12 protein-coding genes are annotated in these 18233 nt (G+C 74.7%); 7 read left to right on the plus strand and 5 right to left on the minus strand.

The features are described 5' to 3' along the window. Positions 1 to 12: 12 nt before the first annotated feature. The gene (locus tag ACIBPC_RS00955) at positions 13 to 975 is read left to right on the plus strand and encodes an NAD-dependent epimerase/dehydratase family protein (RefSeq protein WP_362966058.1); all 963 of its coding nucleotides are present in this window, start codon (positions 13 to 15) and stop codon (positions 973 to 975) included. 169 nt (positions 976 to 1144) lie between these two features. Further along, positions 1145 to 2323, plus strand: a complete 1179-nt coding sequence (gene moeZ, locus ACIBPC_RS00960; RefSeq protein ID WP_362966056.1) for an adenylyltransferase/sulfurtransferase MoeZ — start codon at positions 1145 to 1147, stop codon at positions 2321 to 2323. A gap of 69 nt (positions 2324 to 2392) precedes the next feature. Here moeZ and ACIBPC_RS00965 read toward each other — a convergent pair whose 3' ends face one another. The 5 genes from ACIBPC_RS00965 to ACIBPC_RS00985 form a co-directional block, all read right to left on the minus strand. Beyond that, positions 2393 to 4021 carry an alpha/beta hydrolase gene (locus ACIBPC_RS00965; protein WP_398840374.1) on the minus strand — a complete coding sequence of 543 codons (1629 nt, stop codon included), beginning with the start codon at positions 4019 to 4021 and terminating at the stop codon, positions 2393 to 2395. Between the two features lie 59 nt (positions 4022 to 4080). Then, positions 4081 to 4881: an ABC transporter permease gene (locus tag ACIBPC_RS00970; RefSeq protein WP_398840375.1), complete on the minus strand. Its 801-nt coding sequence runs from the start codon at positions 4879 to 4881 to the stop codon at positions 4081 to 4083. Between the two features lie 20 nt (positions 4882 to 4901). Next, positions 4902 to 5720 carry a molybdate ABC transporter substrate-binding protein gene (gene modA / locus ACIBPC_RS00975; RefSeq protein ID WP_398840377.1) on the minus strand — a complete coding sequence of 273 codons (819 nt, stop codon included), beginning with the start codon at positions 5718 to 5720 and terminating at the stop codon, positions 4902 to 4904. 7 nt (positions 5721 to 5727) lie between these two features. After that, the gene (locus tag ACIBPC_RS00980; RefSeq protein WP_362966050.1) at positions 5728 to 6135 is read right to left on the minus strand and encodes a helix-turn-helix transcriptional regulator; all 408 of its coding nucleotides are present in this window, start codon (positions 6133 to 6135) and stop codon (positions 5728 to 5730) included. 82 nt (positions 6136 to 6217) lie between these two features. After that, positions 6218 to 8788 carry a lysylphosphatidylglycerol synthase transmembrane domain-containing protein gene (locus ACIBPC_RS00985; RefSeq protein ID WP_362966138.1) on the minus strand — a complete coding sequence of 857 codons (2571 nt, stop codon included), beginning with the start codon at positions 8786 to 8788 and terminating at the stop codon, positions 6218 to 6220. 281 nt (positions 8789 to 9069) lie between these two features. Between ACIBPC_RS00985 and ACIBPC_RS00990 the strand changes: the two genes are divergently transcribed. The 5 genes from ACIBPC_RS00990 (at position 9070) to nudC (ending at position 18223) form a co-directional block, all read left to right on the plus strand. Continuing rightward, a complete protein-coding gene (locus ACIBPC_RS00990; protein WP_362966136.1) occupies positions 9070 to 9420 on the plus strand; it encodes an MGMT family protein in 351 nt (116 codons plus the stop codon). A gap of 269 nt (positions 9421 to 9689) precedes the next feature. Then, positions 9690 to 13034 carry an ATP-dependent helicase gene (locus tag ACIBPC_RS00995; protein WP_398840380.1) on the plus strand — a complete coding sequence of 1115 codons (3345 nt, stop codon included), beginning with the start codon at positions 9690 to 9692 and terminating at the stop codon, positions 13032 to 13034. 100 nt (positions 13035 to 13134) lie between these two features. Beyond that, positions 13135 to 13827, plus strand: a complete 693-nt coding sequence (locus ACIBPC_RS01000; RefSeq protein WP_398840382.1) for a sensor domain-containing protein — start codon at positions 13135 to 13137, stop codon at positions 13825 to 13827. 69 nt (positions 13828 to 13896) lie between these two features. Further along, positions 13897 to 17262 (plus strand): ATP-dependent helicase, encoded by a 3366-nt coding sequence (locus ACIBPC_RS01005; protein WP_398840384.1) that lies wholly within the window; start codon positions 13897 to 13899, stop codon positions 17260 to 17262. 10 nt (positions 17263 to 17272) lie between these two features. Next, positions 17273 to 18223 (plus strand): NAD(+) diphosphatase, encoded by a 951-nt coding sequence (gene nudC / locus ACIBPC_RS01010; RefSeq protein WP_362966042.1) that lies wholly within the window; start codon positions 17273 to 17275, stop codon positions 18221 to 18223. The last annotated feature ends 10 nt before the right edge of the window (positions 18224 to 18233 follow it).

Consider the following 18233-nt stretch of genomic DNA (forward strand, 5'->3'; position numbering starts at 1 on the left):
GAGCACAGAGTCATGAGAGTGCTGCTTCTCGGCGCCGCCGGCTACCTCGGCCGGTTCGTCGCAGACCGGCTGCTCGCCGACCCCGCCGTCCAGCTCACCGCACTGGGCCGCGGTGACGACGCCGACGTCCGGTTCGACCTGTCCACCGGCAGCCCCGGCGCCCTGACCCGCTTCCTCGACGCCGTCCACCCCGGCGTGGTCATCAACTGCGCGGGCGCCATCCGCGGCACCGCCAGCGAACTGGCCCGCCACAACACCGTCGCCACCGCCACCCTGTGCGAGTCGCTGCGCCGCAGCGGCTGCCGCGCCCGGCTGGTGCACATCGGCTGCGCCGCCGAGTACGGCCCCTCCCCGAACGGCTCGTCCATCGCCGAGGACGCCGTCGCGCGCCCCGGCGGCCCGTACGGGGTCAGCAAGCTCGCCGCCACCGAGCTGGTCCTCGGCTCCGGACTCGATGCCATCGTCCTGCGCGTCTTCTCGCCCACGGGCCCCGGCACGCCCGCCGGATCACCCCTCGGCCGCCTCGCGGACGCCCTGCGCCGCGCGATGCAGCACGGCGACACCGAGCTGAAGCTCGGCGGACTCGCCGTGCACCGCGACTTCGTGGACGTCCGCGACGTGGCGCGCGCCGTGCACGCCGCGACCCTCTCCGCCGCCCAGGGCGTCGTCAACATCGGCACCGGCCACGCCGTGCGGCTGCGCGACGCCGCCGTCTCCCTGGCCCGCATCTCCGGCTTCACGGGCGCGCTGCACGAACTGGAGGGCCCCGCCGTGCCCCGGCAGGGCCACGAGCCCGGCGCCCACCCCCACACGCCCGCCGCGTCGCACCCGGTCGCGCCCCCGTACCCGGACGGCTGCGGCGGCTGGCAGCAGGCGGACGTCCGCACGGCGCGCGACCGCCTCGGCTGGCGCGCCAGGATCGGGCTGGAGGAGTCCCTGGCGGACATCTGGATGGAGGCGGCCTGCCGCATGTGACGCGCGGTGTCCGGGACGGTGCCCGCGACCGCGCCCGGACCGCCCGCGGGGACCCGCGCCCGGCCCTGCCGCGCCCTGCCCGCAGTGTGGGACGGCTGTCCAGGAATGCGACGGCGCGTGGCACTGTTGGGGGGAGAGTCACGACTGTCCCTAGACCTACGGAGTCCCCGTGTCGCTGCCACCCCTGGTAGAGCCGGCTGCCGAGCTCACCGTCGATGAGGTCCGCAGGTACTCCCGCCACCTGATCATCCCCGACGTCGGGATGGACGGGCAGAAGCGGCTGAAGAACGCCAAGGTGCTCTGCGTGGGCGCCGGCGGTCTGGGGTCGCCGGCGCTGATGTACCTGGCCGCGGCCGGGGTCGGCACGCTCGGCATCGTCGAGTTCGACACCGTCGACGAGTCGAACCTGCAGCGGCAGATCATCCACAGCCAGGCGGACATCGGCAAGTCCAAGGCGCTCTCCGCGAAGGAGACCGTCCAGGGCATCAACCCCCTCGTCCAGGTCAACCTGCACGAGGACCGCCTCGACTCCTCCAACGTCATGGAGCTGTTCGCCCAGTACGACCTGATCGTCGACGGCACGGACAACTTCGCGACCCGCTACCTCGTCAACGACGCCGCCGTCCTGCTCGGCAAGCCCTACGTGTGGGGCTCCATCTACCGCTTCGACGGCCAGGCGTCCGTCTTCTGGTCCGAGCACGGCCCCTGCTACCGGTGCCTCTACCCCGAGCCGCCGCCGCCCGGCATGGTCCCGTCGTGCGCCGAGGGCGGCGTGCTCGGCGTGCTGTGCGCGTCGGTCGGCTCGATCCAGGTCACCGAGGCCATCAAGCTGCTCGCCGGTGTCGGCGACCCGCTGGTCGGCCGTCTGATGATCTACGACGCCCTGGAGATGACGTACCGCCAGGTCAAGGTCCGCAAGGACCCCGACTGCGCGGTCTGCGGCGACAACCCGACCGTCACCGAGCTGATCGACTACGAGGCGTTCTGCGGCGTCGTGTCCGACGAGGCGCAGGCCGCCGCGGCCGACTCGACGATCACGCCGCGGCAGCTCAAGGAGTGGATCGACGCCGACGAGAAGATCGACATCATCGACGTCCGCGAGCCGAACGAGTACGAGATCGTCTCGATCCCCGGCGCGCGCCTGATCCCGAAGAACGAGTTCCTGATGGGCGGCGCGCTCAGCGACCTGCCGCAGGACCGGCGCATCGTCCTGCACTGCAAGACGGGCGTCCGCTCGGCCGAGGTGCTCGCCGTCCTGAAGAACGCGGGCTTCGCCGACGCCGTGCACGTCGGCGGCGGCGTCATCGGCTGGGTCAACCAGATCGAGCCGGAGAAGCCGGTGTACTGACCCGCGGGGCCAGGTACGGAACGGCGGCGGCGCCAGGGGTACGTTCCCCCGGCGCCGCCGTCCGCGCGTTCAGGCGTCGCACGTCGTCCCGTCGTCCGGGACGTCGCCGTCGAGCAGGTACGCGTTCGCCTTGTCGCGCACGCACTCGTTGCCGCTGTTGTACGCGCCGTGGCCCTCGCCCTCGTACGTCAGCTCGACGCCGACGCCGTCGCCCAGCGCGTCCTTCATGTGCGCCGTCCCCTCGTACGGGGTGGCGGGGTCGCCCGTCGTGCCGATCAGCAGGATGGGCGCCGAGCCCTCCGCCTCCACGTCCGGATGGTCCTGGCGGCCGCGGACGGGCCACCAGGTGCACGACAGCATGCCCCAGGCCATCGGCGGGCCGAAGACGGCCGAGGCGTCCTCGAACTCGCCGAGGCTGTCGCGCACGTCGTCCACCGAGAAGCGCTTCTTCGAGTCGGCGCAGTTGATGGCCGTCAGGGACGACTGGAGAGTGGAGTAGGTGCCGTCCGGGTTGCGGCCGTTCATGGAGTCGCCGAGGGACAGCAGGACGGTGCCGTCGCGCCCTTCGTCGGCCATGGCGTCGTCGAGGCCCTGCGTGAGGTAGGGCCAGAAGTCCTCGGAGTACAGCGACTGGGCGATGCCGTTCCACGCGAGGGACTGCGTCAGCTTGCGGCCCTCCGGGTCCTGCGTGCGCAGCGGGTGGTCGCGCAGGCGGTCGAGGAAGCGGCCGAGCCGGTCCTCGGCCTCGTCCTTGTCGCCGCCGAGGGGGCAGTCGTCGCTCTCGGTGCAGTGGTCCAGGTAGTTGCCGAGCGCCAGCTGGAAGCCCTTGGCCTGGCCGAGGGCGCCCTGCTCGCTGTCGCCCGTCGGGTCCACGACGGCGTCGAGCAGCGCGCGGCCGACGCGGCGGGGGAAGAGGTGCGCGTAGACGCCGCCGAGTTCGGTGCCGTAGGAGATGCCGAAGTAGTGCAGCCGCCGGTCGCCGAGGACCTCGCGCATCAGGTCCATGTCGCGGGCGGTGGCGGTGGTGGTGAGGTGCGGCAGGAGGTCGCCCGAGCGTTCCTCGCAGCCGTCGGCGAACTCCTTGAGGCGGTCGGTGTACGCGCGGCGCTCGCCGGCCGTGCGGGGGGCGGCGTCGGCGGCGAAGAAGTCGTCCAGCTGCCGGTCGTCCAGGCACTGCACGCCCTCGCTGTCGCCGACGCCGCGCGGGTCGAAGCTGACGAGGTCGTACCGCTTGCCGAGTTCGGCGTAGTCCTTGCCGAAGGCGGGCAGCGTCGCGACGCCGGAGCCGCCGGGGCCGCCGAAGTTGAACAGCAGCGAGCCGATGCGGTCGTCGCCCTTCGCGTCGGTACGGGCGCGGATCATGGCGATGCCGATCGTGTCGCCGCCGGGGTCGGTGTAGTCGACGGGCGCCTTCATCGTGGCGCACTCCCACGCGGCGCCGTCCGGCAGCGGGGTGGGGGAGGACTCGGGGCCCTGCGCCGGGTCGGTGCCGGGGCAGCGTGACCAGTCGAGGCGCTGGCCGGTGAGGGAGTCGGGGAGGTCGTCGGTGTCGGTGGCCCGGCGGTCGGCGGCGGCGCGCTGGGGGGCGCGTTCGGCGCCGTCCGCACCACTGCCGCCGCAGCCCGCGGCGGCCAGCAGGGCGGCGGCGGCCAGCCAGGACGGTGCGGCGAGTCGGGCACGGCTCATGCGGGCTCCCATCGATCGCTCCGACAGGCCCATCGTCCGCGCCCGCCGCGCGCCCCCGCACCCGCAGCACGTCAACCGGGTGAGCGGCGCACCGATCCCAGCCAGCGGCCGCGCAGCCCGATCAGCACGGCCGCCGCGACCAGCAGCAGGAGCAGGGAGACGGCGGTGGCGGCCTCCTGGTCCTCCTGGAGCAGCAGGTAGACCTTGAGCGGGAGGGTCTGCGTCGTGCCCTCCAGATTGCCCGCGAACGTGATGGTCGCGCCGAACTCGCCGAGCGCCCGCGCCCAGCACAGCGCCGCCCCCGCCGCCAGCGACGGGCCGACCAGCGGCAGCGTGACGAGGCGCAGGGTGCGCAGCGGGCCCGCGCCCATCGTCGCGGCGGCCTCCTCGTACTGCGGCTCGATCCCGGCGAGCGCGCCCTCCAGCGTGATCACGAGGAACGGCATCGACACGAACACGGCGGCCAGCACCGCGCCCGTCGTGCTGAACGGCAGGGTGATCCCCAGCGACTCCAGCCAGCCGCCGAGCAGCCCGCGCCGCCCGAGGCCCCGCAGCAGGGCGACGCCCGCGACGGTCGGCGGCAGCACCATCGGCAGGATGACGAGGCAGCGCACCGCCGTCTTGCCGGGGAAGTCGGTGCGCGCCAGCAGCCACGCCAGCGGCACACCGACCGCCATCGAGACGGCGAGGGCCCACGCCGAGACGAGCAGCGACAGGCGCAGCGCGGCGGCGACGGACGGCTCCGTCAGGCGCGTCCACAGGCCGGTCCAGGGCGCGTCGGCGACGATGCCGAGCAGCGGGACCAGCAGGAACGCGATGGCGAGCAGCGCGGGCAGGACGAGCGTCAGGGGCGGCCTGTGCCGGGGCGTCACGGGATCAGGGGGGCAGGGGGTCAGGGGGCGAGGAAGCCCGCGCCCGCCAGGACCTCCTGCGCCTCGTCGGTGAGCAGCCAGTCCACGAAGTCCTGGGCGGCGTCGGCGTTCTCCGAGTCGGTGACCGCGGCGGCCGGGTACGCGGCGAGGACGTTGTCCTCCTCCGGGATCGGCACCGCGCGGACGGCGTCCGCACCGGCGGCGGTCGCGTCCGTGACGTAGACGAGCCCGGCGTCGGCCTCGCCCAGCTCGACCTTGCCGAGGACGGCGCGCACGTTCGGCTCCTCCGAGTCGGGCCGCGCGTCGATACCGAGGCGGTCGAGGATCTCGCGCCCGTACCGCCCGGCGGGGACCTCGGGCGCGGCCAGGACGAGGCGGAGGTCCTCGTCGGCGAGGTCGGCCAGCTCGTCCACGCCGCCGGGGTCGTCGGGCGGGGTGACGAGGGTGAGCGCGTTGCGGGCGATGACGGCGGGGTCGTCGGTGAGGTCGGCGACGCCGTCCATCGTGGTCGTGTCGGCGGTGACCAGGACGTCGGCGGGCGCGCCCTCCTGGACCTGGGCGGCGAGTTCCTGGGAGCCGGCGAAGGAGAAGCGGAGGGAGACCTGCGGGTTCGCGTCCTCGTAGACCTCCTTCGCGTCCTCGAACACGTCGGTCAGGGACGCGGCGGCGAGCACCGTCAGCTCGACGGACCCGCCGCCGCTGCCGCCGGACGGGGACGCGCCGCCCGCGGGCGCGCCGTCCCCGTCGGAGGCGTCGTCGGAGCCGCACGCGGCGAGGAGGGCGGCGGCGAGGACGGCGGGCAGGGCGCGCGTCAGGGTCCGGGAGTGCAGCAGCGGCATGGGTACCTCACACCGTGTCGATGTGGACGTTGGTGGCCTTCACGCGGGCGACGGCCTCCATGCCGACGGCCAGGCCCAGTTCCTCGACGGCCTCGCGGGTGAGCAGCGACACCAGCCGGTGCGGGCCCGCCTGGACCTCCACCTGGGCCGCGACGTCGCCCAGCCGGACGGCCGTGATGATGCCGGGGAACGCGTTCCGCGCGGACGTGTACGGGGCCTCCCCGGCGTCCCCGCCCTCTCCGGCGCCGTCGGCGGCCAGGGCCACGGCGAAGGCGGCGAGGTCCGTGCCGTCGATCAGCCGCCTGCCCGCCTCGTCGCGGCGGGTCGGCAGCCGCCCGGCGTCCGCCCAGCGGCGCACGGTGTCGGGGCTCACCCCGAGGAGGCGCGCGGCGGGGCCGATTCCGTAGGAACGCATGTGCGGCACGTTATGTGTCCCGGGCTCGCATACGCAAGGTGGCCCGGGAGTTGCGGCTCGCAGATGCGGCGTCGGCACCGCGTCAGATGGCGCCCTTCCTGGTGAGCTGGGTGAACGCCAGCCAGCCCGGCAGCACCGGCAGCCAGAACGTCATCAGCCGGAACAGCAGCACCGCGCCCAGCGCCGCGTGGTCCGGCACGCCGAACGCCGCCAGACCCGCGCTCAGCGTCAGCTCCACCGCCCCGATGCCGCCCGGAGTCGGGGCCGCCGAGCCCAGCGCGTTCCCCGCCAGGAACACCACCGCGATCGTCGGATAGCTCAGCTCCCAGCCGAACGCCCGCAGCGACGCGTCCAGGCACATGACGAACGCCAGCGTCATCAGCAGCATCCCGCCGATGCCGGACAGCAGCTTCTTCGGCCGCTGCACCACGTCCAGCATCCGCGGCACCACGCCCGCGAACAGCGTACGCACCCGCTCCGACAGCGACTTCCGCAGCCGCGGCACCGCGGTGATGATCAGCGCGGCCACCGCGACCGTCAGGAGACCCGCGATCACCGTGCGGGACGGCGACAGCGACGGCGTGTGCTCGGTCCCCGTGATGTAGCCGAAGACGGCCAGCAGCACGATGTGGCTGCCCAGGCCGAACAGCTGCGACGCCCCGACGCTCGCCACCGCGTGCCCCGGGCGCAGGCCCTGCCGCTGGAGGTAGCGCGTGTTCAGCGCCACGCCGCCGATCGCCGCGGGCGCGACCAGCTTCACGAACGAGCCCGCCACCTGCGTGACGACCGTCCGCCCGTACGCCACCTTCTCCGGCACGAAGCCCAGCAGGCTCATCGCGGCCGCGAAGTACGTCAGCGCCGAGAACAGCGCGGCGACGATGACCCAGCCCCAGTTCGCGTCCTCCCACACCCGCTGGAACTCGGGCGTGATCACCTGGATCGACAGGAAGTACGCGGCGAACACGGCCGCGATGATGCTGACCAGCGTCCGCGGCTTGATGCGCTCCACGCGGGCGGGCTCTATCGGCGCCTGCGGCCTGATCAGCAGCACCTGCTGGCGGATCAGCGACAGCAGGTCCTGCTCGCGCGCCGCCTCAAGCGCCTCCTCCATCACCTGCTTCTCGGCCTGCCGCGCGGCCTTCACCGTCTTGCGGTCCGCGTTCTCCGGCAGGCTGCCGCGCGCCTCGCGGTACGCGCGGGTCGCCTCCAGCACGGCCTGTCGCTCCCGGCCCGAGCGTTCGCGGGCGAGCTGGCGCAGCGTGGCGCGCGTACCCCTGGTCAGCGCGATGGGCTGGAGCAGCGGCAGGCTGTCGGCCACCGCGTCGGGGCCGAGGACGGACACGGCGGCGGCCACCGTGCGTTCCGCGCCCACGCGCAGGCCGAACGTCGTCAGCAGCTGCGCCACGTCCATCCGCAGCAGCAGATCGCCCGCAGCGATCTCGCCACCGCGCAGATCGGTCAGGAAAACGGTGCCCAGGTGATCGACCAGCAGTGAGCCGCCGTCCAGGCGCCGGTGCGCGATGCGCCGCGACTGCAACGCGGTGACCTGCCGCCAGGCGGTCTCCATCAGCGCGTCGGTGATCTCGTCGTCGGGCAGCGAGTCCAGGTCACGGCCGCCGATGTGCTCGTAGACCAGCATCACCGCGTCGGGGCCCAGCTCGGATGTCGCGATCAGCTTCGGCGCGTTCGCACCGGCGGCGATGGCGGCGTACGCGAGCAGCGCCTCCTGCTCGAGGACCTGGCGCAGTGTCGGCAGGCTGCGGCGCTGGGTCATGCCGCGCAGCGCCAGCCGGCGCCACAGGCGGTAGAAGAAGCCCTGCGCCTGCTGGGCGCGGTCCACGACCGTCACGTCCAGGGGCGGCCCGTCCTCCAGCGTCACCAGGTAGCGCCGGGAAGGCTCGCTGTAGTCGCCGCGCTCACGCCTGGCGCGGCGCTCCGCCTCGTCCGGGTCCTCGGCGCGCAGCGCGCTCACCGGACGGAAGCCGACATGGCGCAGCCCGGCCAGCAACTGCTGCGCAGTGGGCCGTACGTTGGGCGAGCCGACGGTGTACAGCGTCGCGTACGCGATGGTCCAGCCGATCAGCATCGTCACGATGATGGAGAACGGCGTGGTGTACCCGGCCACCAGCACGGCCACCCCGTCGAGCACCAGCACCGACCACATCGCCAGCCGCCAGCGCGGCCGGTGCGTCATGCCGACGGCGGTCGCGTACGCGATGACGGGCGCCAGGTAGTCGTGCACCGGGTCGGTCAGTCCGCCGCCGGGGGCGTCGCGCGTCAGGGCGTTCTGCACGGAGTCGGGCGACATGCGCGCCACCCACAGACTGAACGTCAGCGACACGCCGTGCGCCAGCACCGCGGCCAGCACACCGTCCGCGATGCGCAGCCCGTCCCGTTTCACCAGCCGCTCGATGGCGAACGCCACCGGCACCACCAGGACCGCCACACTGGACGCGAACCCCGCGAAGCTGATCAGCAGCGAGGGCGCCTGCTCGGCACCCGCGTCCACGTCGTGCTCGATGCCCTCGGTCGTGCCGATCGCCCAGGTCGCCAGCGCCAGCACCACACCGATGCCCAGCAGGCCGAGCAGGACGCGCAGCAGGTCGGCGGGCCGGTGCACGCGCGCCGCGAGGATCGGTTCGTCACCGTCCACCGGGCCCGGCGGACCGCCGGGCTCCCCGGCCGCCGCCCGTCCGGGCTCCTGCGGCAGGTCGCCCACCCTCGTCGCGCCGAGCACGGGCTCCTCGTCCCGTCCGCCCGGCCGCCGCACGCGCTCTTCCTCGCCCCGTATCACCGGCCGCTTCCCCGCGCCTCTCCTCGTCCCGGGGCCGCCGACCAGCTCCCTCGTGCGTACGTCACCGTGATTCCCCCCGTGCTGGGACGATAGTGGCACGCGGGACGCCGCGTGGGGACCGCCCCGTGAGATACGGCACGATGGGCGGCATGGCCGAGTCCCGCGCGCCCCACCAGATCGGCGAGTACGCCGACCAAGTCCTGTCGGTCGTCGAGCACATCCCGCCGGGCACGGTCCTCACCTACGGGGACGTGGCGGCGGCTGTCGGGCGGGGCGGACCGCGCCAGGTCGGGACAGTCATGGCGCAGTACGGCGGCGCCGTCCCGTGGTGGCGCGTGGTGCGGGCGGACGGGCGGCTGCTGCCGGGGCACGAGCGCCGGGCGCTGGAGAACTACCGCGCCGAGGGCACGCCACTGCGTGACGCCGGGGAGCCCGGCGCGTATCCGCGGGTGGACATGCGGCGGGCCCGCGGGGACGATCCGGCGCCCTGAGTCCGGCCGCGGGTCGCGGTGTCCGGCGCCGTCGGGAGCGAGCCTCACACGTACCAGCATCCCGCACGGCGCGTCCGCCCATCGGATGACCGGTCCGACCGGGGGACACGGGCCGTGCCGTGCGCGGGGCGCGGGGAGGGGCGTACGGTCGTTCTTCCGCCCGGACCACCCGTACCGCCCGTCCTGCCCGTTCTGCCCGCAGCGTCCGTTCCGTCCGCCGTCCGTCCGGCCGCGCCGTCCGGTGGCGCGGCGGTCTCCCAGAATGCGCGATGCACGTGAGTCTCTCCGTCCCGTCGACCGATCGCCCGCCGTCCGCTTCGGGAGCGTACCGACTGGTCCGTCCCCCGGCCGCCGACGCACGCGCCCTGGCAGGGGACGCGAGCCAGGCCGCCGTGGTTGAGCACGCGGCCGGTACGGGCGGTCCACTTCTCGTACTCGCCGGTCCCGGCACCGGCAAGACGACGACGCTCGTGGCGGCCGTCGCCGAGCGCGTGGAGCGGGGCACCGAGCCGGAACGGGTGCTCGTGCTGACGTTCAGCCGCAAGGCCGCCGCCGAGCTGCGGGACCGCATGACGGCGCGCATGGGCGGGCGCGCGCCGCAGGCCACCACGTTCCACGCCTTCGCGTACGCCTTCGTGCGCTCCCACCAGGACCGCGAGCTGTTCGCCGAGCCGCTGCGGCTGCTCTCCGGTCCTGAACAGGACCTCTACCTGCGCGAACTGCTCGCCGGGCACCGCGACTCCGGGCGGCCCGCGACCGGCTGGGAGTGGCCGGACGAGCTGCGCGCCTGCCTCACCACGCGCGGCTTCGCCGACGAGCTGCGCGCCGTCCTCGCCCGCGCCCGCGAACTGGGCCTCGACCCCGGCACGCTCGCCGCCTTCGCCCGCCGCACCGGCCGCCCCGACTGGGAGGCCGCCGCCCACTTCCTCGCCGAATACCTCGACGTGACGCAGGCCCAGGGCGTCCTCGACTACACCGAACTGGTGCGCGGCGCCGTCCGCCTCACCGAGGACCCCGAGATCGCCGCGGCCGTCCGCGACCGGTACGACGCCGTGTTCGTCGACGAGTACCAGGACACCGACCCGGCCCAGGCCGCGCTCCTCGAAGCCCTCGCGGGCGACGGCCGCGACCTCACCGTCTTCGGCGACCCCGACCAGTCCATCTACGCCTTCCGCGGCGCCGACGTGAACGCCATCCTCGGCTTCCCCGACGCCTTCCGCACCCGCGCGGGCGCCCCCGCGCCCGTCGCCGTCCTCACCACCGGGCGCCGCTCCGGCGCCGCCCTGACCGCCGCCACGCGCCTCGTCACCCAGCGCATGCCCCTCGCCCGGCTCCCCGCCGACGCCGTGCGCCGCCACCGCGCGCTGCATGCCGTACGGGAGGGCGGGCGCGTCGAGGCGCACACGTACCCGACGCCCGGCGCCGAGCTGGAGAACATCGCCGACCTCCTGCGCCGCGCCCACCTGGAGGACGGCGTGCCCTGGCGCGAGATGGCCGTCCTCGTCCGCGCGGGCGCCCGCTCCCTGCCCGGCGTACGGCGCGCGCTGACCGCCGCGGGCGTGCCCCTCGACGTGGACGGCGACGACCTGCCGCTGCGCCAGGAACCCGCCGTCGCACCGCTGCTCACCGCCCTGCGCGCCGTCTCGCGGCCAGAGCCGCGGCGCGCCCCGGCCGAGGGCCCCGACAGCCACGACAGCCACGACAGCACCGACGACCCCGACGGCTCGGGCGACCGGCCCGCGCTCGACCCCGAGACCGCCCACACCCTGCTCACCTCCCCGCTCGGCGGCATGGACGCGGCCGACCTCCGCCGCCTCGGCCGCGCCCTGCGGAACGAGGAACGCGCCGCCGGGACCGCCGTGCCCCGCCCGTCCGGCGAACTCCTCGCCCGCGCCCTCGCCGAACCCGAGCGCCTGGTCGCGCACGACCCGGCGTACGCGGGCGCCGCCCAGCGCCTCGGCCTCCTCCTGCGCAAGACCCGCGAACTGCTCGCGGGCGGCGGCAGCGCCGAGGAGGCCCTGTGGCAGCTGTGGGACGGCACCGGCTGGCCCGGCAGGCTGGAGCGCGCCGCGCGGCGCGGCGGCGCCGCCGGGCGGAACGCCGACCGCGACCTGGACGCCATCTGCGCCCTGTTCGACGCGGCGGCGCGCGCCGAGGAGCGCGTCGGCGGACGCGGGGCGCGCATCTTCCTGGACGAGCTGGAGGCGCACGACATCGCCGCCGACACGCTCGCCGGGCGCGTCGTACGCCCGGACGCCGTACGGCTGATGACCGCGCACCGGTCGAAGGGCCTCGAATGGTCCCTGGTCGTCGTCGCCGGGGTGCAGGAGGGCCTGTGGCCCGACCTGCGCCGCCGCGGCTCGCTGCTGGAGGCCGACCGCATCGGGCGGCACGGCCTCGCCGACCCGCTCAGCCCCGGCGCGCTGCTCGCGGAGGAACGCCGCCTGTTCTATGTCGCGGCCACGCGCGCCCGCGACCGGCTCGTCGTCACCGCCGTGCGGGGCGCGGACGACGGCGACCAGCCGTCCCGTTTCCTGCGCGAGCTGGGCGTGGAGCCCGTCGACGTCGGCCAGCGCCCCCGCCGCCCGTTGTCCCTCGCCGCCCTGATCGCCGAACTGCGCGCCACCACCGTCGACCCCGCCACGTCGCCCGCACTGCGCCGCGCCGCCGCCGACCGGCTCGCGGAACTGGCCGCGCTGCGCGACGACGACGGGCACCCGCTCGTCCCCGCCGCCCACCCCCAGCGCTGGTGGGGGCTGCGCGAGACCTCCCGTTCCCCGGCGCCCGTGCGTGACCCCGAACGCCCCGTGGCGCTGTCGGGCAGCGCGCTCGACCAGCTCGTCAACACATGCTCGCTCCAGTGGTTCCTGGGACGCGAGGTGCACGCCGACACCCCCGCGACGGCGGCGCAGGGATTCGGGAACGTGCTGCACGTCTTGGCCGACGAGGTCGCCTCCGGCACGACACCCGCCGACCTGTCCGTGCTGATGGAACGCCTCGAAACCGTGTGGGACGCCCTGGCGTTCGAGGCGCCGTGGCAGTCGCGCAAGGAACAGGCGGAGGCGCGGGCGGCGCTGGAACGCTTCCTGCACTGGCACGTCCTCCAGCAGCGCGAGGGACGCGAGGCCACCGCGAGCGAGCAGGAGTTCGACGTCACGCTGACCGCCGGGCGGCACGAGGTGCGTATCCGCGGCGTCATGGACCGGGTCGAGCAGGACGCGGACGGACGCGCGTACATCGTCGACTTCAAGACCGGCCGCGGACGGCCCACCAAGCGGGAAGTGGAACGCCACCCGCAGCTCGCCGTCTACCAGCTCGCCATCAGGCACGGCGAGGAGGGCGTCACGCCCGCAGGAGCTGAGCTGGTGCACCTGCGGCAGGGCGCGGCCAAGAAGGACGGCGGCGACACACTGCCCGCCGTGCAGCGGCAGCCACCCCTGGGCGGGGAGAGCGGCGACGGCGGCGACGGCGCGTGGGTCGGGGAACTGCTGGCGGAGGCGGCGGGCCGGGTACTGGACGAACGGTTCTCGCCCCGCACCGGACAGCACTGCGGGACGTGCTCCTTCCACGGGGCGTGCGGCGCGCGGCCCGAGGGACGGCAGGTCGTGGACTGACCGGCGGGACCCGCGCCCCCCGCGGGGTGTAGCTGGCACCACCACCGGCTGACCACCTGGACGGCTGGGAACCGCCCGCCCCGTGCGGGAGCGTGGAGGCATGGCGGAAACGAGGGAGACGGCCGTGACGGCGACGAGGACGACGGACAGCACGCGCGACATGCACGACACGTGGGGCACACCGCCCCCCGCGCCCCGCAAGGGACGCTTCGGCCGCGAACTGGGCTACCTGCTCACCGGACTGCCCCTCGGCATCGCGGCGTTCTCCACCGTCCTGACCATGCTCGTGCTCGGCGCGGTCGGCCTCGCCCTGGTCGTCGGCGCGTCCCTGCTCGTCGCCGCGCTGGCCGTGGCGGGCGCCTTCGCCCGCGTCGAACGGCAACGCGTCGCACACGTCACCGGCCGCCCCATCCCCGCCCCCCGCTACCGGGAGCGCCGCGGCAGCGGCATCCCCCGCGCGCTGCACGCCCTGGGGGACGGTCAGCGCTGGCGCGACCTGGCCCACGCGCTCGTCGCGTTCCCCCTCCGGATCGTCACGTTCTGCTTCGCCGTCACCTGGACGGTCGGCGGACTCGGCGAACTGCTCTACGGCGCCTGGTCCTGGTCCCTGCCGCGCGACGAGGGCGAGGAAGGGCTGCTCGACCTCATGTTCGGCATCTCCTCCGAGGCGGCCGACATCGCGTTCAACACGGCGGTCGGCGTCGTCCTGCTGGCCACCGCCGTCCCCCTCCTGCGCGGCCTCACCGCCCTCCAGACCGCACTCGCCCGCGCCCTCCTCGCCGACCGCGCCTGACACCACCCGCGACCCCTCCCGCCACCGACGACGGCCGCACTGTCAGCGGCGGGGGATAGGCTCCCCCACGTGTCCGGCGCCCCACTCGAACGGCCCGAGCAGCTCGGCGAACTGCTCGGCATCCCGTTCACCCGCGAGCAGCTGGCGTGCATCACCGCACCGCCGGCACCCCAGGCGATCGTCGCGGGCGCCGGCTCGGGCAAGACCACCGTGATGGCCGCCCGCGTCGTCTGGCTCACCGGCACAGGACAGGTCGCGCCCGAACGCGTCCTCGGCCTCACGTTCACCAACAAGGCCGCCGCCGAACTGGCCGAACGCGTCCGCGCCGCCCTCGCCCTCGCCGGAATCGGCGGCGGCCCGGCACCCGGCCCCCACACCGCCCCCGACCCCGTTCCCGACCCGGACGCCGAGGCCACCGGCGAACCGCAGATCTCCACCTACCACGCCTTCGCCGGACGCCTCCTCGCCGAACACGGCCTGCGCCTCGGCGTCGAACCCGCCGCACGCCTCCTCGCCGACGCCGGCCGCTTCCAGCTCGCCGCCGAAGTCCTCCGCGCCGCACCCGCCGACTTCGAACCGCCCCCCGGCAGCTTCACCACCCTCGTCACCGACCTCGTCGCCCTCGACGCCGAACTCTCCGAACACCTCGTCGAACCCGCCGCCCTCCGCACGTTCGACACCGCCCTCCTCGCCGAACTGGAACACACCCCCCTCACCAACGCCGACCTGCGCCGCATCCCCGAGACCGCCGCGGGCCGCACCCGCCTCCTCGACCTCGTCGAGGAGTACCGCGCCCGCAAACGCGCCCGCGACCTCCTCGACTTCGGCGACCAGATCGCCCTCGCCGCCCGCCTCGCCCGCGACCTCCCCGAAGTCGGCCAGGCACTGCGCGACCAGTTCGGCGTCGTCCTCCTCGACGAGTACCAGGACACCTCCGTCGCCCAGCGCGTCCTCCTCGCCGGACTCTTCGGCGACGGCACCGGCCACCCCGTCACCGCCGTCGGCGACCCCTGCCAGGCCATCTACGGCTGGCGCGGCGCCTCCGTCGCCAACCTCGACGACTTCCCCGACCACTTCCCCCACCGCGACGGCCGCCCCGCCACCCGCCACACCCTCAGCGAGAACCGCCGCAGCGGAGGCCGCCTCCTCACCCTCGCCAACGACCTCGCCGCACCCCTCCGCGCCCGCCACCCCGCCGTCGCCCCCCTCCGCCCCGCCGACGGCGCCGAACACGCCGGACGCGTCCGCTGCGCCCTCCTGCGCACCCACGCCGAAGAACTCACCTGGGCCGCCGACCACATCGCCCACCTCGTCGCCACCGGCACCCCGCCGGGCGAGATCGCCGTCCTGTGCCGCACCGCCGGCGACTTCGGCGCCATCCAGCGCGAACTGGTCGACCGCCGCGTACCCGTCGAGGTCGTCGGCCTCTCCGGACTCCTGCACCTCCCCGAGGTCGCCGACCTGGTCGCCGTCTGCCAGGTCCTCGCCGACCCCACGGCCAACGCCGCACTCGTCCGCCTCCTCACCGGCCCCCGCTGGCGCATCGGCCCCCGCGACCTGGCCCTCCTCGGCAGACTCGCCCGCCTCCTCGTACGCCGCACCGACGCCGCCGCCACCCCCGAACGGCTCGCCGCGGCCGTCGAGGGCACCGACCCGGCCGAGATCACCTCGCTCGCCGACGCGCTCGACACGTTCATCGACAGCGGCCCGCCCGGCGACACCCCGCGCGAAGGCGACCGGTCGCCCTCCGAGGACGCCGCCCTCCCGTTCTCCGCCGAGGCACGCGTCCGCTTCGCCCACCTCGCCGCCGAGATCCGCGAACTCCGCCGCTCCCTCGGCGACCCGCTGATGGACGTCCTCCACCGCGTCCTGTCCATGACCGGCCTCGAAGTCGAACTGGCCGCCTCACCCCAGGCCCTCGCCGCCCGCCGCCGCGAGACGCTCGGCGCGTTCCTCGACGTCGCCGCCGGATTCGCCGCCGGCCGCGCCGGCACGGCCGTGGACAGCGAGGCCACCCTCCCCGCCTTCCTCGCCTTCCTCCGCGCCGCCGCGCAGTACGACAAAGGGCTCGACGGCTCCCTCCCCGGCGGCGACGACACCGTGAAGGTCCTCACCGCCCACAAGGCCAAGGGCCTCGAATGGGACGTCGTCGTCGTCCCCGGCCTGTCCGCCGAGGTCTTCCCCGCCAAACCCACCCGCGACTCCTGGCTCAAACAGCCCCGCGCCCTGCCCCACCCCCTGCGCGGCGACGCCGGCACCCTGCCCGCCGCACCCGAATGGACCGCCGCCGCCCACAAGGAGTACCTGGCCGCCGTCGCCGACCACCTCGCCCTGGAAGAGCTGCGGCTCGGCTACGTGACGTTCACCCGTCCGCGTACCCTCCTCCTCGGCTCCGGCCACTGGTGGGGCCCCAGCCAGAAACGCCGCCGCGGCCCCTCCGACTTCCTCGAAGCACTCCGCGCCCACTGCGAGACCCACCCCGCGCACGGCGAGGTCGAGGCCTGGGCCGACGAACCCGCCGACGACGAGGAGAACCCCGCCCTCGCCGACCGCGACGAGGACCAGCTGTGGCCCCTCCCGCTCGACCCCGCCGCCCTCGCCCGCCGCCGCGCCGCCGCCGACGCCGTACTCGCCCGGCTGCGCGACGGCACCGTCCCCGCCCCACGCGACACCACCGAAGACCCCCAGGGTCCCGACGACGGACCGACCCCCGACGACGGCCTGACCCCCGAGGAACGGCGCACCGTCACCTCCTGGGACCGCGACCTGGCCGCCCTCGCCCGCGAACTGCGCCAGACCCGCGCCACCTCACGCGACGTCCCCCTGCCCCAGTCCCTGTCCGCCTCCCAGGTGCAGCGCCTCGCCGCCGACCCCGACGGCTTCGCCCGCGACCTCGCCCGCCCCATGCCCCGCCCACCCCAGCCCGCCGCCCGCCGCGGCACCCGCTTCCACGCCTGGGTCGCCTCCCGCTTCGAAACCCTCGCCCTCCCCATGCTCGGCCCCGACGAACTGCCCGGCGGCGACCGCGACGACATGGAGATCCGGGACGAACGCGAGCTGGAAGCCCTCAAGGAAGCCTTCGGCCGCACCCCCTACGCCCACCGCAGGCCCTACCGCATCGAGGCACCCTTCCAGCTCCAGCTCGCCGGACGCGTCATCCGCGGCCGGATCGACGCCGTCTACCGCGGACCCCACGGCACCTTCGAGATCGTCGACTGGAAGACCTCACGCCGCCAGGACGCCGACCCCCTCCAGCTCGCCATCTACCGCCTCGCATGGGCCGAGCGCCGCGAACTGCCCCTTTCGGCCGTCACCGCCGCGTTCCTCTACGTCCGCAGCGGAGAGGTCGTACGCCCCAGCGTCCTGCCAGGACGCCGCGGACTGGAGCTCCTGCTGCTGGGGGAGGACTCCTGGGAGCCCAACGACCCCGGTTAGGCTTTTCATCATGAGTACAACCCCGGCGTCTCCGGACAACGTCGTCCACCCGATCGCCCTCACCGGCACCGGCGGCATCGACCGCGATGCCAGCCACCGCCTCGACGAAGCATGGCTCGCCGCGGCGTGGAGCCACCCCACCACACGCGTCTTCGTGGTGTCCGGCGGACAGGCACTGATCGAGGACACGCCGGACGGCCGTACCGAGCTCGTCACCATGCCGTCCTTCGACGCGCCCCTCACCGAGGCCCACCGCTACTTCCTCGGCACCGACGCGGACGGCGTCAAGTACTTCGCCCTCCAGAAGGACGCCCTCCCCGGCCGCATGGACGCCGCCGCCCGCCCCGCCGGACTCCGCGAGGCCGCCGCACTCCTCTCCGAACGCGACAGCGAACTCCTCGTCCACGCCGTCGCCCTCGAGAACTGGCAGCGCCTCCACCGCTTCTGCTCACGCTGCGGCGAACGCACCGTCATCGCCGCCGCGGGCCACATCAGGCGCTGCCCCGCCTGCGGCGCCGAACACTACCCGCGCACCGACCCCGCCGTGATCATGCTCGTCGTCGACGAGGACGACCGCGCGCTCCTCGGCCGCCAGATGCACTGGCCCAAGGGACGCTTCTCCACCCTCGCCGGCTTCGTCGAACCGGGCGAGTCCATCGAGCAGGCCGTCGTCCGCGAGGTCCACGAGGAGGCCGGCATCCCGATCGGCGAGGTCCAGTACATCGCCAGCCAGCCCTGGCCCTTCCCCTCCAGCCTCATGCTCGGCTTCCTCGCCCACGCGACCGGCACCGACGTCCGGGCCGACGGCGAGGAGATCGAGGAGGCCCGCTGGTTCTCCCGCGACGACCTGCGGGCCGCCATGGAGTCCGGGGAGGTCCTGCCCCCCTCGGGCGTCTCCATCGCGGCCCGGCTGGTCGAGATGTGGTACGGCAAGCCGCTCGCCTCGGCGTCCCCCTGGTGACACCGCCCCG

This window comes from Streptomyces sp. NPDC049879, assembly GCF_044461265.1.
Lineage (GTDB): Bacteria > Actinomycetota > Actinomycetes > Streptomycetales > Streptomycetaceae > Streptomyces.